We start from the raw sequence: 16,294 nt of genomic DNA, 5'->3' as shown, positions 1-16,294 counted from the left end.
TTAAGCAAACCCTTTGCCATGAGATCAACAGGAATTATTTTGTTGCTAAGCCTATCTACACAGCTTTTTAGCCAGCAAAACACTTCACCCAACAAACAAGCTGTACTTCGCTCAGTTCAGCAGCATGAACAGGCACTGATTCAGCTGAGTGACCAAGTCTGGAGCTTTGCGGAAATTGCCATGCGCGAGCATCAATCGGCCAAAGTGTTATCGGATTATGCGGAAAAACAAGGGTTTCGTGTAACCAGAAACATAGCAGCAATTCCTACAGCTTTTATAGCTGAATATGGATCGGGCAAGCCGATCATCGGCATTCTCGGAGAATTTGATGCATTACCCGGTTTATCTCAAAAAGCCAGCAGTCAAAAACAAGCTTTACAGCCCGGCGCTGCCGGACATGGTTGCGGGCACAACATGTTTGGTGCAGGTAGTCTCGGTGCTGCCATCGCTATCAAAGAATTGATTGCTGCAGGAAAGTTGAAAGGAACCATTCGATTCTATGGTACACCCGCTGAAGAAGACCTAGCAGGAAAAGTTTATATGGCAAGGGCCGGTGTATTCAACGACCTGGATGTTTGTCTGGACTGGCATCCGCATTATGAGAACCTGGCCAATATGCAAAGTTCACAGGCAGTAGTGAGCTATACAGTCAAATTCAAAGGCAAATCAGCCCACGCAGCTGCAGATCCATGGAATGGTAAAAGCGCTTTGGACGCAGCAGAGTTATTCAATATCGGTATGAACTTTATGCGCGAGCATGTAAAACCCAGTGTACGCATTCATTATGTGTATAAGCAAGCTGGTAATGTACCAAATGTGATTCCGGATGAAGCCAGTGTGTGGATTTGGATTCGCGATTCGAAGAGAAGTGGCGTAGCAGCAGTAGAAGCTAGAATGAAGGAAGTAGCTAAAGGGGCAGCAATGATGACGGGCACAGAAGTGGATTTCTTTATGGAGAATGGCTTGTACGAATTACTGGTGAATGAAACCGGAGCCAAAACATTGTATCAGAATATGCAACTGGTTGGACCCATCAAATATACTCCTGAGGAAATACGCTTTGCCGATGAAATCATGCGTGCATATGGTGATTCTGCTAGAGGTATTGATGGCAGCATTAAGCCAATGGAAATCACCAGACCTGATCCTGATGGTGGTTCTACCGATGTAGGTGATATCAGTTATATCGTTCCGGAAATAACACTAAACGCCGTAACAGCACCTTACAAAGCGCCTTGGCACTCCTGGGTTGTGGTAGCCTGTGGAGGTATGAGTATTGGACACAAGGGTATGTTGTTTGCGGCAAAATCATTAGGCACCACTATGGTTGATTTGTTTGAGGACGAACAGCTCAGAAAAGATATCCGTGCAGAATTTCTGAAAAGAAAAGGTAATGAAGTCTGGAAAGCCATGCTCCCTGACGGACCACCACCTGTACCTAAGCAATAGCCATCCCTCTTTCTATAACAGCATCAATAATTACTTCCTTTGAAACAGGCTTAATCATGGGTGGAATAGTTGTTTGCTCTAGCCAACGATGAATTTCAGCTAAAAACTGATCATTGATTGTTTTGAGCACAGTCACTTGCATCTCTTGCAAAGCAGCCGCATTACATTGTTGTTCGTATTGACCGCGAATAGGTACCACCATCAGTTTTTTTCTCAGATACAATGCTTCTGCAGGTGTTTCAAAACCACCACCGGTTAACACACCATGACAATGAATCAGGCTTTGGGTAAAATGCTGATTAGAGATTGGACGAAAAACAATATTTCTATCTTCAACCACAACCTGCATATTTCGCGAGAATATCTCGAAGCGATATTCCGGGATTTGTAGAAACAGATTTTTGAGTAGCTGATCTTGATAATGTGGGAGATAAACAGTGATATGCCCATGATTCTCGGGCTTAGCTTTTTCAATAGCATCCTTGATTACGGGACCATAAATAAAATCATCATATTGCTCAAAATGCAGACCAATATAGGCCGTGGCAGGTGCATAATGCTTGAGCACCCATTCACCTATTGTACTTTTCCTTATAGGCCTTGGTACAAAATCACTCTGAAAACTTGCTTGGTGTCCAAAGCCGATACTCGGCACTTTCTGGCGTTTCGCTGCCAATGCCGTAATGGGTTCAAAATCATTAATAACCAGATCATAGGCTTTTAATGGAAGTGATTTTGCCTCACGCAGCATTCTCCGTATGGCGAACTGCTTCACCATTTTCCCATAGTCTAAACCACCATTGTTAGCATAGTGTAAACTCAATCCTTTACTTACAAAGCTTGGTGTTAGTCCACCTTGCAAGTTTGCGTTATTGCCACTAAGAAAAATATCTACTTTTCCATGCTTGCGCAGATAAGGCAGGAGTTCAATCGCCCTTGCGATATGACCATTTCCAGTTGCCTGAACTGCGTAAAAAATTTTCATGCTTAATCTACGCGTAAAGAGTAGACATAATGATGGATGGTATCTGCCAGCACATCAAGCTTTGGCAACTGCTTATCCATGGTAATAACCGGAGCCAGTTTTTCCTGATAAACAGTGGGATCGTAGTACACAATTTCCCAATTGCCTTTATTGTATTCTAAGGAGGATAGATTCTCAATCCAATCCCCGCTATTTAAATAAGTTACACTACCATTCTTGGTTGTAATGACCCTTTTTTGAGGCTGATGAATATGCCCGCAGACAACATAATCATATTGCTTTTCGATTGCCAGCTCTGCAGCTGTCTGTTCAAAATCTGCAATCCAGCTAACCGCTTTTTTTACACTATTCTTTACACGCTTACTAAAACTCATTTTCTCCCGGCCTAATAAGACAAGCAGTTTATTCAAAAAGCTATTAATCAAAATGAGTAAGTCATATCCATAGCCGCCCAATTTGGCAATCAATTTAGCAGACCCCTTGGTCGTTCTATCGAACACATCACCATGAAAAAACCAGGTCATTTTCCCATTCATTTCCATTACAAACTTATCTGCAAGCTCCAAATTACCGATACGCATTCCACTGTATCTACGTAAAGCTTCATCATGATTACCGGTGATATAGATAACGCGAGTGCCTTGAGAGAGCAAGGAAAAAATCTCTTTGAGTACCTGCATATGGGCAACGGGAAAAAAGCGCTTGCTGAACTGCCAGATATCTATAATGTCTCCATTTAAGATCAGCAGCTGGGGCTGGATGCTGCGCAGATAGGTTACGATTTCCTTTGCCTGACAGCCATAGGTGCCCAGATGTAAGTCGCTGAGTACCACTACTTCAACGGATCTTCTTTCCATGTAGTTGGGTTTATCAAAATTGTACAGTCTGTATGAACCCTGGGTTAGGGAAAGGTTAGGGAATTATGACCTTACTATGAAGCCAATATGAATACACATGCACTGTAAACATTTTAAAAACTTAACATGAAAAGGTGCAGGAGATCATATTGCACTGGTAACTTTTCATTCCCAAAATCACGCAATATGTACTTACCTGCTGATGAGCTGCACTTGATTGATCAAATCAGACATGCACACAATGAAACCGAAGCTTACCTATTGATTGAATCAAGTTTGCATTCATTACTAAGCAGCCAATCGCCAGAACTAATACAACTGCACGTTAAGAAAATGTACCAAAGCCTGAGTGCTGTAAATCCATTGCTGGTAGAAGACCCAGAGGAATGGAATATTATCCAGGCGTCTAAAGTGCATTACTACAGAATTGGGAATCGCTATCATGTGCAGATAGCCTAAGTGTATCTATTTTAAACTGGCAGGACGTAAATCCCAAGTATAGGTGCCACGCAAGCGGTTGTTTTCGTCCCACAACGAAACTTTAATTTGTGTGCTAGGCAGACCAGCTCCTTTGATTGTGATGCTTTGCTGATTTTTCAATGAAATATCCCTGAGTTTCTTCCGCTCTACTGTTACCAGGGCAATTCTTCCATTAACGGGTTGATCAAACTGTATCTGAATGCTTGTTGATCCATCATTAGGCAGATACTCAACTTTCCAGAAAGGTGGTGCATGTTCAGCGGGATGCATGCCCCAGGCCTCCTGATACAAGAGGGGAATTTTGTCATCAACAAAGAAAGAGAAATTACCATCCCACTCCCACCAGGCATAAGGTATTGTGTACTTTTCAAAAGCTTTTCTCAAATACAACATATGTCTGGCACGCTGATTCGCATCTGCAGCGCGGTAAGAACCAAACTCCTCAATATATACAGGTACTTGGTGCATTCTGCTCCATTGAATCAAATTACGCACATCACGTAGCACACGGTTGCTGTCTTTCCACTGATTAAACAGTTGTTTATTATAATCATTCCAACCATTCTCTTTAGCATCAGCAGATTCAGGTAAAACTGCTGTAGGATCACCGAAAGCTACGTGCAAGGTCTGATACTCTCTGCTCATCCATCCTGCACCCTGATGTGTAAAAATCAAGGGCTCATAGTAATGCACTGCGTAAATGATGTTATGATCTTCTAGAGGTTGCATACGCAACAAGCCTTTCAAACTATTGTATTCTGTTCCACCAGCAATCAAAGTGTGCTGTGGCAGGTATTTTCTGATGATTCGAATAAGTCTGTTTGCAACAAGCTTCCATTCAGCGTCCGTAATATCATGCGGCTCATTAAATATGGAAAAGAAAACCTGATCGGGATTGCTGTACTGGTAATGTCGGGCAATCTGCTCCCACAAACTGTACAATCGCGCTGTATCATCATACTGTGTATTGCCTGGCTGAAGAAACCCATGCTGATAGCAGATGATGATATTCATGTTCAGCTCAGCTGTCCAGCGAATCATACTATCTACAGCTGTGAAATAGGAAACGGAATCAATACTATAGGGCCTTACTCTGTTTTCCCATCTGTCGAAACAAACCGGCAGACGCAAGGTCTTGACACCAAGTGCTTTCATCTTAGGCAATTCTGCCTTTTTCCGATACAGCGCTTTGGTTTCGAAATAATCTGTTTGTTGTATTCGAATATTTCCACGCCAGTATTGTTCAGCCCAGGTAAGGTTCATGCCTTTTCCTAAACTGGCCTGACGATGAAAAGCAAGTTCATCCTGCGCAAAGCCTGAATAAATCAATAATAACAATAAGCTACATAGACAAAGACGCATTCTGGAGTATATCAGTTAGACTTGACTAAAACTATAAATAATTTACAAATGATTGTCCAATAAAATTTAAATTGTACAGTCTATTCACAAATGCACATGAGGTATCTATTCAACATAAAAGGGTTATTCCTTTCAATCTTCATTTTGCTTGGCTTTTTTGATGTATTAAGTGCCCAAGATAGCACAGCCTCCAACACTTTACCAAAACAGGTAAAAGAGCAGGTTGGTAACCGACTTGATACATCAGCAACCTCTATGATTGAGCATTTGGAACGCTATGCCAATCTGCTCAATAAGGCCAATAACCTCTTACAGGATGGTTTAGACACAACAAGCATAGCAGAAAAATTGCCCGAGTACGAACAGATCTTACAACTAACGCAACTTGCCTTGAATAACCAGGTGAACAACCTGAATATGCGCGCCCTTAATTCAACAAGGGTTATTTTAAGGCAGCTCAAGAAAGAACTAAAAGATTGGCAAGAAAAGCTTTTTGATTATACCCATGCATTAGCAGACCTATCTCAGCAGATTACTTTTATCGATAGTAATTTACTAGCATCTTACTCTGCAACAAGCGAACTTAAACTGGCCTATACTTCTCAGTTTGCCGACATCACCCAGAAATGGCAAAACGCAAAGCCGGTTATCCAAAATACTTTGTTTTTAACCAGTACGCTGCAGGGCAAGATTACCCGTCTTTACCTTCTTTCCGGAGAGCTTATCAGCGAGTGCGAAAGAAACATCAAAGCCTTTACCCAAAAAGCCTTCTTAAAAGAAGAACCCTACCTCTATCAAACCAAGCAAAATCATTACGCATTCAGCTTCACAGATGTTTTTAGAAAAACGAGTGATCGTGCTTTTTACTTGCTCACTTATTATTTTTCGAATACATGGACAACAAGGGCATGGAATATTTTAATCACATTAGCAATCTGGCTAATTCTGAGCAGACTGCTCCGAAATGTACAATCAAATCCTAACCACAATTCAAGTGGTATTATCGTGCTCAAGAAAAGCATACTCCTTAGCTGCATCCTGATTGCCTGTACCCTTGCTCCATTTATTTATGTATCACCACCGGCCATCTATGTAGAATTACTTTGGTACGTGATGGCTTGCATTACCCTTGTGCTAAACTGGGATAAGTGGACAAATACACTAAAGCAATACTGGCTTGGGTTCTTAGTGCTCATGCTCTTGTTTTCTATAGACAGCCTCTTGTTATTTTCGTCTTATGCTGAACGCTTTGGTTTAGCATTACTCAATATTGCAGCAATTGTGCTTGGTTATTTTATACAAAAGCACTTAAAGCGGTCGCAAAAAGATGATCAACCCATTTTCCGCTATGCGCTTTACTTCTTTATTGCGCTCAATGGCTTAGCAATTATATGTAACCTTTTTGGCAGATTCACTTTAGCAAAACTCTTCTCTTCAACATCTGACACATCTCTCGCATTAGCCATCACACTCGGAGTGATAAAAGAAATATTGCTGGAATCCATCTTCCTGTTAATTGAATCAAATAGGAAAAGCTTATGGTTCACATCAAGAGTAGAATTTGAGGACATCAGGAAAAAAATGGACCCGGTTTTAAAAATCACCGCAGTGATACTTTGGTTAATGACTGTGGCATGGGGCATGAATATCTACGAATTTCTAGCAGCAAGAATCGGGCAATTCATGAATGAGGAGTTGTCAATCGGAAATTTCCATTTCTCCCTGATTAACATCGCAATCTTTCTAATGATCCTTTGGGTATCCAACCTGCTTGCCGGATTGCTGACAGTTATTTTCAGGGATGAAGCATCTGAGTTTGCACTGAACAGAAAAAACAAGACAGGCTCCTGGATACTGCTCTTGAAATTGCTCATCTATATCCTTGGATTCTTCCTGGCAGTAAGTGCTGCTGGCATTCCTATTGACAAGATTGCCATTGTTATTGGTGCACTTGGCGTAGGTATCGGATTTGGCCTGCAGAACATCGTCAACAATCTGGTATCTGGCGTCATTCTTGCTTTTGAAAAACCAATGACCATCGGCGATGTTATTGAAGTAGGTAACAGAATGGGCACTGTAAAAGAAATTGGTATCAGAAGCAGTAAAATCAACACTTACGAAGGAGCAGAAATCATTGTTCCAAATGGAGAATTGATCTCATCCCAGTTAATTAACTGGACGAGAAATAATTCATACAAGCGTGTGGAAATTATTGTTGGTGTATCGTACAAAACAGATATCGCTGCGGCGAAAAAAGTTGCTGCGGATATCTTACATCAGCTGCCGGGCATTTTACATTATCCACATCCAGCCGTTTTACTGCATGAACTGGCAGACAGCTCTGTAAATCTTAGACTATTGTTCTGGGCTGAGAATTTCGATGAATGGACAAAACTCAAGAGCGAAGTCATTCAAGAAATCCTACAACAATTCAGTGCAAACAAAATAGAAATTCCATTTCCCCAAAGGGATATACATATTACTCATGAGGGGTAGCACTAATAGCCACCACTCATGAGTAAATGAAAAATTATGCATTGCCTGTTACAACAAGCAGGGCATATATGGCGCCTGGCAACCAGAAAAGCAAGGTCAACAAAAGGGAAATCCAGAACTTGGTTGTAACCTGGCCTTTCTCCTTAATAATTACTCCAACCGGTGGAATCAGTATTGCGAAAATGATGGCCAGCACTTGATTATCGCTAGACTCTCCAGCTGCTTTTGCAGCCTTCAATTCACGCAAAGCCTTTTTTGCTTCCTGCAAACGCTGCTTACGCTCTTTCTTACTGAGCGACTGAAATGACTGAACAGACTCTTTCAGCAGAATACTTTCTTCAGCACTTAATGTAGTTGAATCATCCATTGCAGGCTTGCTGAAAGCCGCTGCTTCTACAGATGGCGCTGCCAATAAGCCCAGGGCGAAGCATACAAAAACAAAGATCTTTTTCATAATAGGTGTGTTGGTACAATTTAAATATCGGAAAAACCGGATTTACCAGCAACAAATTATCCTGCTTCAGCAGTAAACAAACCGAAAAGCCTGTATCTTCCCACAAAGAATTATTAGCGCACATGAAAAGGTTTCTCCCATTATTTTTTTTATTCAGTGTTGCCTGCACCAGCACTAAGTTTATTGATCACGCAGAAAGTAATACCGCCAATATTCAGTTACCCTGGAAGAAAGTTCTGGTCGTTTCTGTGATGCCAGAGCAATATGATTCAGCCGCAGCCAGAACAGAGCGTACCATGCTGGAAGTTTTGACACAAAAAGGTATTCCAGCAGCAACAAGCACCAGCTTGTATGGCAACCGTGCTGCTCAACAAATGGGCAGAGACAATTTTGCACAACGCATAACCAATGATGGTTTCGATGGCGTTCTGGTAATACACCTCACCAATGTAGAGAAACAAGCGAATTATGATAAGGGTAGCAGTTTTGTTACCCCCAATTATTATAGAAACTATATGGAGTTCACCGGCCAGCTGTATAAAAATGTATATGAAAGTCCCGGTAAAGGCTTTCAATTCAGTAATCTCTACAGTGTTGAAACCAATTTTTACAGTCTGGCGGATAAGCAGTTAAAGTATACTGCTGGCAGTAAAGCGACTGATCCTGATAACAGAGCAGTTGCCGATTACTGTAACGCACTCGTAAAAGACATGCAAAAAAGAAAAATCATTTAAACACTGATATGAAACAAAAAATCATCTTTTGTTTTTGCCTGCTGCTTGCAGGTCAATTCACTTTCGCACAGAAAGCTCCTGCTATCAGGATGCATGTGTTGGGCAATTATGTGTTTGATGATGCCATTGATTCTTACTTTGATGTGGGCAACTATTACAGAGGTAAGATTATGGGTAATTTTCAGTGGGGTTTGGGATTGGAGGTGATGCCAAGAAGCAATTTTGGCGTTAGCATCAACTATTACAGACAGGATACAGATGTACCCCTCACCTATGTTAGCAATAACGGAGGTGTCAAAAGAAAGGATTTCAATACAGGCATTAACTATATTCTAATAGGAGGTAACCGTTATCAACCCATTGGCAAAAAAGCAGAAGCTTTTGGTGGCGCACAGGCTGGCCTGGCCATTATTAGTATCAAAAATCCTGACCCGGGTGGCAATGGAAGCTTAACTCGATTTGCATGGGGACTTCACGGCGGAGCTATCGTATGGGCTGCCAAATCAATTGGTCTGCGTTTTCAATTGCAATTGCAATCTGCTGTACAGTCGATTGGTGGTGGCGCTTATTTTGGCACCAGTGGTTCCGGCGTTGGTTTGTCTACCAACTCCTCTGTATTGCAATTTGGCATGGGCAGCGGATTGGTTTTCAAATTAGGCGGAAAATAATCCTACTGTTTCATCAAGGTTTTGCGTAAGCCAGCCTTTCTAAAGGTTGTGCCGAATAATATGCATCCAAGCCACAACTGGTTAGACTTCCTGCTTTGTGTAAGTCAATAAAACCGTCTGAGGCAATAAAGCTATCATCAACAAATACCTGCTCCACTGCACCAATCACAAAAAAAGTGTTGTTCAATTGAATGGGAATAATCTCTTTGAGGGATAAACAATATTGCACCCTGCTTTCTTGCACAAATGGCGCTTTAATACCTGCACGATATTGCGCAGCTAGTCCTGTTGCAAGAAACTCATCTGTATCCTCAGGATATTTTGCACTGGTCTGATGCGCCTGTTGATAGATGGCTTCATGTATATGATTAATGGTATAATAGCCAGTTTGCTGAATATTGCGAATGGTATCTGGCGCAGCGGCTAGCGGTCTGTTCACAAAGCCAATCAAAGCAGGATCTGCACCAAGATGTACAATATTGCTGAAGATGGCCAGGTTAGGAATACCATTCTCACTGATGGTGCCAATTAAGCTAACTGATTTAAAACCACTAAGGCTGTTCAGAAAATTAGCCCTGTAAAATCGATCCCATTTAACCCATTCGGCTTTAGTAAATTGTTGCTCCATTACTGTTCAACATTTGCTGCATCAAAAAGTTGCAATAAAAAAGCCCCTGCATTACTGCAGAAGCCGGGGGCAGAGAAACAAATACTTATTGTGGTAACAATGCCTTATTTACTGTTTCAAGTAACACGGTTTTGGGAACAGTACAAGTTGCTTTAACCCGAATGTCCTTACTGGAAGCGCCAATCAGCAAGCCATAAACACCAGGCTCAGCAATCCACTGAGAACTACTCTCCTGAAATGATGCCAATGCCGCAGCATCCAGCTTGAATTGCACAGTTTGAGATTCACCCGGTTTCAATAATCTGGTCTTGGCAAAACCTTTTAATTCTTTAACAGGTTTTGGCATATCCTTACCCGGCGCAGCAACATAGAGTTGCACAATTTCTTTACCGGCAGTTTTTCCTGTATTCTTCACGGTAACCTGAACTTGTAATTGTCCGTTCCAAACAGCAGTATTCAGTTTAAGGTTACTATAAGCAAAACTGGTGTACGACAGGCCATAACCAAAGGGATATGCCGTTGGTATGGATTGCTTTTCAAAAGCACGATAGCCAATGAAGATACCTTCCTTGTATTCTATCTCTGCTTTTCTTGCACGCATAAAACCTACTTGCATAGGCTCCCCATATTCCTTTCCTGGAAAGCCTTCAGCAGTTGGGTCGTCTTCAAACTTTACAGGAAAGCTCACCGCCAGTTTGCCAGATGGATTGACGGCACCACGCAGTACATCTGCAATTGCAGCCCCTGCTTCTTGTCCGGGCAACCATGCCAGTAAAATACCATCCACTTTATCGCGCCAGCTCACTGTTTCAATAACACCACCTACATTCAGTACCACAACAACTTTTTTTCCTTTTGCATGAAATGCAGCAGACACATCACTGATCAGTTGCTGCTCGGCTGAAGAGAGATAAAAATCATTTTCCTTTTTCCGATCCATGAACTCACCAGATATTCTACCAATCGTAATGATAGCCAAATCAGCATTGGTTGCACTTTCAATCAAAGCTGCACCAGGTTGTAATTCAGGGATACTGGGTGGCGGCAGAAACCAAGGACGGTCTTTGGGTAATTTATCCTTCTCCGCTTTGATATGTGCTTCATAAGCAGCTTGCACTGCTGGATCTAGTGTAATGCCGGCAGCACTTAAGCCCTGAGGCAGCGAAATGGTATACGCTTCATTTACATCACCACTTCCTGTACCGCCTGATACCAGATCATACGTGAAATTGCCAAATGCGGCAATACGCTTTCCAGCAGACATTGGCAATACACCTGATGCATTTTTCAACAAGACCATACCCTCAGCTGCTGCTTGACGCGCAATCACAGCATGCGCTTTCAAATCTGGTGTATTACTAGGTTGTGCTCCCTTAAATGATTGGGTGAGCTGTATATAACTCAAAAGTTTGTCTAGATTCTCGTCAATAACAGATTCAGCAAGTGTGCCATTCTTCACTGCATTGATGATGGCTTGCTCTTGCTGTGGTGTGCCAGGCATGAGTAATTCGTTACCTGCTTTCATCTGCGCAACGGCATCCATACCCCCAAACCAATCCGTCATGACCAAGCCTTTATAACCCCAGTCTTCACGAAGGATTTTCTTTAATAAATCTGGACTTTCAGAAGTATACGTGCCATTGATCTTATTGTAAGATGACATCACCGTCCAAGGCTTTGCCTGCTTCACCACCATTTCAAATCCCTTCAGGTAAATTTCCCTAAGTGCACGAGTGCCGATTTTGATATTGATGGTATTGCGGTTGGTTTCATGATTATTAACTGCGAAGTGTTTTACTGAAGTGCCAATTCCATTCGATTGAATGCCCTTCACCATGGCTGTGGCCATCGTTCCTGTTACAAATGGATCTTCTGCGTAGTATTCGAAATTTCTACCCCCAAGTGCATTACGTTGTATGTTCATGCCCGGACCAAGGATTACATCAACACCATATGCTTTTGCCTCACTACCCATGGCTTTCCCAACTGCATATAATACACTGGTATCCCAGGAGGAAGCCAGCAGAGTGGCGATGGGAAATGCAGTTGCATAATATGTTCTTTCTTCTCCCGGTCTTTTCGGTGAGATTCGCAAACCTGCAGAGCCATCGGCCACCACTGTTACAGGGATACCCAATGCAGAGATAGACGCAGTTGTACCTGCCGCACCGGGCACTTTGTCTTCTGTTTTACCAACAACCGGACCTTGATTGGCATCAGTAATACCCGGAATACGCATGCCCTGCCCTACCAATAAATCAACTTTCTGTTGCAAACTCATGGAACGAATAACAGCGGCATTGTTTTGCTTGCCCAATTGCGGCAATGCTTGCTGCGCATTACCGGTTTGTGCCAGTACAGCAAAGCAAAAGATAGAAAGTGATGTCCATTTCATACAGCAATTATTTGCTAATGAAATTCCTGAATTCAGGATAATTCAGGCCTGACGAATATCAAATTCCTGACAAAAACCGCATTATTTGACGAATGTCAATTACCGAAATAACATCATCTACTGCCCAAATGGCCACTACATATAATACTACGATTAGCTGATAAGCTTACTACTAGCACATTCACTAATAACTATACTAACGATTGAAGTACAGCCAGATTAGTCCACAAATCCTCTGACGAATCGTAGTTAACAGACGCTAGTTTAATCATCATATCAGTTACTCAACCCACGACTTTACTTATACTGGCTTAAGTACCACTACTAATTATAAACGAAACAACCACTAATACAAAAGTCAAATAAGCAGCGAATTGTCAGAACTAACACCAAATAAGCGCTCACTAACATAAAATCATCTTTCTCATCGAAATAGACTTTTTTTTAATCAATAATCCTAGCCATTTGTTCCAAATTGACCACACTCCGCCTAACGACTATGAAAGACATCAAAATTTTGATTTTAGAAGATGATGCCGAATACAGGAATAATCTTGCTATGCAGCTTACTAAAATCGGTTATGATGATTTCAACATACTTATGGCAGGCAGCATCAAAGAGGTTCAGGCCATAGCGCATTCTTTCGAAGCTGATATAATTCTTATTGACTTGCAAATTGAAGACTGTCACGGGCTATCTACCTATCAAAAGGTAAATACAATTTATCCCAACGCAACATTTATTGTACTCTCTGGAAATAATGACGAAGAACTGGCTTTAGACATTGTAAAGCAAGGCGCTCAGGATTATTTGCTTAAATCTGATATAGACGCAAAGATTCTGTACAAAAGCCTCCAATACAGCAATGAAAGAAAGGCACTATACCATAAACTAAAGTCTTCAGAAGTTACGTATAAAAACATCTTCAATCAATCACCGCTGCCAATGCTGGTAATCACCGGCTCTGAAAGAATTATTGAAGAGGTAAATGCGGCAGCAACAGATTTATATGAGATGTCTGCAAGTGAAATGATTGGAAAAACCTTACATAGTTTACAATCAGCTGAAGCAGATTGCGATTTGCAAGGAAATATTGACCATTTCTCAAATGACTTCACCGTTAACCAAATACACCGAAGCAAGACAAACAAAACACTCTACGTTCAGATATTTGGGAAGGAGCTTCAATGGATTCATGAAAAATACATCTGTCTCATTGTAGATAAGACAAAAGAAAAGCACTTTGAGGAAAACAAACTCAAACTAATTGCAGATGTACAAGAAAATGAAAAAAAGAAAGTAGCCCTAGAACTGCATGATGGCTTGGTACAAACCCTCGGTCTTTTAAGTATCCAGTTTGGCTGCTTCAAATTCAACGACAGTCAAAAAGAGCAACAAGATCAATTCCGAAATCAGCTAAAAGACGCTATTGATGAAACACGCATACTGGCGTACCACTTATCTCCACTTGATCTGGATGAAGGCTTGTTAGAAGGATTTATTAAACTCATAAAGCGTATAAACAGAACAGGAAAATATTCTGTCACTTGTGAGATTCTGGACAACGTGAAAGAAAGTGATCTTGGCCAGGTGGATAAGTTCAATATCTACAGAATTGTACAAGAGTTTTTAAATAACTCCACAAAGCACTCCGGTTCAACAAGCTTTTCACTGAAAATCAGTAAAAATGAGCAAAACAATGTGCTTATAACTGCTGAAGACTTCGGATGCGGCTTCGATCTGTCGCAAGACGGAATTGGATTAGGTATCAAAAAAATACTTCACAGAATAGAAATAGGCAAAATCCGTGGCGGTATAACAAGCGAAATTAATCAAGGCACAAAACTTCAACTGATATTAAACAACTAAAACATGTACGAATTCAAATATGCGATAGTCTGTATAGATGATGATCCAAGCATATTACAAATGCTTAGTCTTCAACTTGAGAAAATCATTCAAAAGAAATCAACCCTGCTAGAATACTTCACAGACCCTGAAGAAGCCTCAAAAAATATTGGCCTATTGGCCAAAGAGCAAATCGATGTGATTTTCATCATCGTTGATTATCAAATGCCCAATTTGAATGGTGGCGAATTGATCAAAATGATAAAAGAACAATTCCCGAACATCAAGTGCGTAATGCTATCTGGCCAGGCAAATGCAATTGTTGTAGATGACCTGGTAAATGAAAATCTGCTTGATTATTTCATACCAAAACCGTGGGATGAAGCAGACTTAGTAAAAGTTATTCAGCCAATTATATCAGATGTTTATGGTGATTAAAATCAAATTACCCTTTCCAATCTTTCTTTTGCTCATCTTGTTTTGCCTACCGCAGGTAAAACTACTTGCGCAGCTTTCGAATACGACATTCAGAGGATTTGGCCATATTGAGTATACGCTCAAATATCAAGATCACGCAGATTCGTATTTCTCACTCGGAGAACATGACTTGTTTGTGACCTCAAAAATCAATGACAAATTCAGTTTCCTCGGCGAATACGTAATCAGGTTCAACAGCGGATCATCAACAAATTATCTGCCCAGTATTGAAAGAAGTTTTATCAAATACAACTATCGTTCTAACAAAAGTATTTTGCTTGGCAAAGTGCATACTCCTGTGAATTACTGGAACGACGTGTATCATCACGGCCGCCTCTTCTTCCCTACCATTGACAGGCCGAATATTTTTAATTTCTTAGTTCCGTTGCACACCCTTGGCCTTCAAATACAGGGACAGAATATTGGAGAAAAGAATTTTGGCTATGATATCGTTATCGGTAATGGAATTTCCTCAAGCGATGTTTTTAATGACAACTTGGACTTATCACTCACAGCCGCTGTGCATTGGAAACCACGTGACGGATTAAGAATTGGTGCTTCTTATTACTATGATTTTCTTGACAACAATGTGGCTGGAGCACATAGCGGACATGGTGGACCGAGACCGCACTACAACGGTCCATTATACAAAGGCACTGTGAACTATCACTTATTTAGCTTCTCGTATGCAGACTTTAATGATAAATATGAATTACTGAACGAGTTTACCTACAATGTAGCCGCAACTGACACATTAGGAAGCGCAAACAATTTTGCGAACTTCTTGTACGCAGGTTATAAAATAACCCCAACGAAAATTCCCTATGTGTTTCTAGACTATATGAATATCAGTAAGCGTGACTTACATACATATCCATTTATCAATAATAAGATAGGTATCGGCTTCAAAAAAGAGTTCACGCCGCTCGTATGTCTCAAGAGTCAATTAGAGTATAATATTAGTAAATCACCAGGCACACACGATCATTCGATTTCACAGTATGGCCTACGTATTCAATTAAGCTATGGTTTTTAGACTACTATCATTACTGCTACTTATTTCCACATTGTCTAAAGCAAGTGGAATAGGCCCTGATGAGCCAAATATTGTCGTAATCGGGAATAAGACAACCTATCACTATTCCAGTATTAAAAATATTAGAGAAATATTTAGAGGCAAGTATGCGCTTTGGCCAAACGGCATTAGCGTAACTGTAGTACTGCCGGCCCCAAAATCAGAAGATGCTGAAGAGATTGCCAAGTATTTATATAATAATACTGCTGTATGGATGCAGAAGTACTGGCTGTCTCTAGTCTTTCAAGGTAGAAGTAACCCACCAATATTCTTAGATACTGATCAAGAGATTATTGATTATGTGAAGAAAACAGAGGGAGCAATTGGCATATTGAAAACAGACACCCGAAAAATACCTGAACCGCTTTTGATACATCTGCAATAA

15 protein-coding genes are annotated in these 16,294 nt (G+C 41.0%); 9 read left to right on the top strand and 6 right to left on the bottom strand.

Features of this window, described 5'->3' with window-relative positions:
* Positions 1-18 precede the first annotated feature (18 nt).
* A complete protein-coding gene (locus tag J0L83_14085; GenBank protein ID MBN8665706.1) occupies positions 19-1,449 on the top strand; it encodes an amidohydrolase in 1,431 nt (476 codons plus the stop codon).
* Here the strand turns inward: J0L83_14085 and J0L83_14080 are convergent.
* Positions 1,439-2,434, bottom strand: coding sequence for a glycosyl transferase (locus tag J0L83_14080; protein ID MBN8665705.1), 996 nt, complete (start codon positions 2,432-2,434; stop codon positions 1,439-1,441). The genes J0L83_14085 and J0L83_14080 overlap by 11 nt on opposite strands.
* Before the next feature lie 2 nt (positions 2,435-2,436).
* Positions 2,437-3,291 carry a UDP-2,3-diacylglucosamine diphosphatase gene (locus J0L83_14075; GenBank protein MBN8665704.1) on the bottom strand — a complete coding sequence of 285 codons (855 nt, stop codon included), beginning with the start codon at positions 3,289-3,291 and terminating at the stop codon, positions 2,437-2,439.
* A 186-nt stretch (positions 3,292-3,477) separates the two neighbouring features.
* Here J0L83_14075 and J0L83_14070 point away from each other — a divergent pair, with 186 nt between their 5' ends.
* Positions 3,478-3,750 carry a hypothetical protein gene (locus J0L83_14070; protein MBN8665703.1) on the top strand — a complete coding sequence of 91 codons (273 nt, stop codon included), beginning with the start codon at positions 3,478-3,480 and terminating at the stop codon, positions 3,748-3,750.
* A 6-nt stretch (positions 3,751-3,756) separates the two neighbouring features.
* Here J0L83_14070 and J0L83_14065 read toward each other — a convergent pair whose 3' ends face one another.
* A complete protein-coding gene (locus J0L83_14065) occupies positions 3,757-5,133 on the bottom strand; it encodes a cellulase family glycosylhydrolase (protein ID MBN8665702.1) in 1,377 nt (458 codons plus the stop codon).
* A gap of 96 nt (positions 5,134-5,229) precedes the next feature.
* On the opposite strand from J0L83_14065, the gene J0L83_14060 reads away from it, so the two are divergent.
* Entirely contained in the window at positions 5,230-7,629 is a 2,400-nt protein-coding gene (locus tag J0L83_14060) for a mechanosensitive ion channel (GenBank protein MBN8665701.1), read from the top strand.
* Positions 7,630-7,663: 34 nt separating this feature from the next.
* Here J0L83_14060 and J0L83_14055 read toward each other — a convergent pair whose 3' ends face one another.
* Positions 7,664-8,083 (bottom strand): YqaE/Pmp3 family membrane protein, encoded by a 420-nt coding sequence (locus tag J0L83_14055; GenBank protein MBN8665700.1) that lies wholly within the window; start codon positions 8,081-8,083, stop codon positions 7,664-7,666.
* A gap of 122 nt (positions 8,084-8,205) precedes the next feature.
* Here J0L83_14055 and J0L83_14050 point away from each other — a divergent pair, with 122 nt between their 5' ends.
* On the top strand, positions 8,206-8,817 hold the full coding sequence (locus J0L83_14050) for a hypothetical protein (protein MBN8665699.1): 612 nt from the start codon (positions 8,206-8,208) through the stop codon (positions 8,815-8,817).
* An 8-nt stretch (positions 8,818-8,825) separates the two neighbouring features.
* The gene (locus J0L83_14045; GenBank protein ID MBN8665698.1) at positions 8,826-9,485 is read left to right on the top strand and encodes a hypothetical protein; all 660 of its coding nucleotides are present in this window, start codon (positions 8,826-8,828) and stop codon (positions 9,483-9,485) included.
* 13 nt (positions 9,486-9,498) lie between these two features.
* Here J0L83_14045 and J0L83_14040 read toward each other — a convergent pair whose 3' ends face one another.
* Both J0L83_14040 and J0L83_14035 read right to left on the bottom strand, forming a co-directional pair.
* Positions 9,499-10,113, bottom strand: coding sequence for a flavin reductase (locus tag J0L83_14040; GenBank protein ID MBN8665697.1), 615 nt, complete (start codon positions 10,111-10,113; stop codon positions 9,499-9,501).
* A gap of 85 nt (positions 10,114-10,198) precedes the next feature.
* On the bottom strand, positions 10,199-12,508 hold the full coding sequence (locus tag J0L83_14035) for a glycoside hydrolase family 3 C-terminal domain-containing protein (GenBank protein ID MBN8665696.1): 2,310 nt from the start codon (positions 12,506-12,508) through the stop codon (positions 10,199-10,201).
* A 499-nt stretch (positions 12,509-13,007) separates the two neighbouring features.
* On the opposite strand from J0L83_14035, the gene J0L83_14030 reads away from it, so the two are divergent.
* From J0L83_14030 to J0L83_14015, 4 genes are read left to right on the top strand one after another with little or no spacing between them, the layout of a single operon-like run.
* Positions 13,008-14,378 (top strand): response regulator, encoded by a 1,371-nt coding sequence (locus J0L83_14030; protein ID MBN8665695.1) that lies wholly within the window; start codon positions 13,008-13,010, stop codon positions 14,376-14,378.
* Between the two features lie 3 nt (positions 14,379-14,381).
* The gene (locus J0L83_14025) at positions 14,382-14,795 is read left to right on the top strand and encodes a response regulator (protein ID MBN8665694.1); all 414 of its coding nucleotides are present in this window, start codon (positions 14,382-14,384) and stop codon (positions 14,793-14,795) included.
* The gene (locus tag J0L83_14020; GenBank protein ID MBN8665693.1) at positions 14,785-15,870 is read left to right on the top strand and encodes a hypothetical protein; all 1,086 of its coding nucleotides are present in this window, start codon (positions 14,785-14,787) and stop codon (positions 15,868-15,870) included. Before J0L83_14025 ends, J0L83_14020 begins: the two co-directional genes overlap by 11 nt.
* Entirely contained in the window at positions 15,860-16,294 is a 435-nt protein-coding gene (locus J0L83_14015; GenBank protein ID MBN8665692.1) for a hypothetical protein, read from the top strand. Before J0L83_14020 ends, J0L83_14015 begins: the two co-directional genes overlap by 11 nt.

This window comes from Chitinophagales bacterium, from assembly GCA_017303835.1.
Taxonomy (GTDB): domain Bacteria; phylum Bacteroidota; class Bacteroidia; order Chitinophagales; family Chitinophagaceae; genus JAFLBI01.
This window is presented reverse-complemented; position numbering and strand designations above follow the sequence as displayed.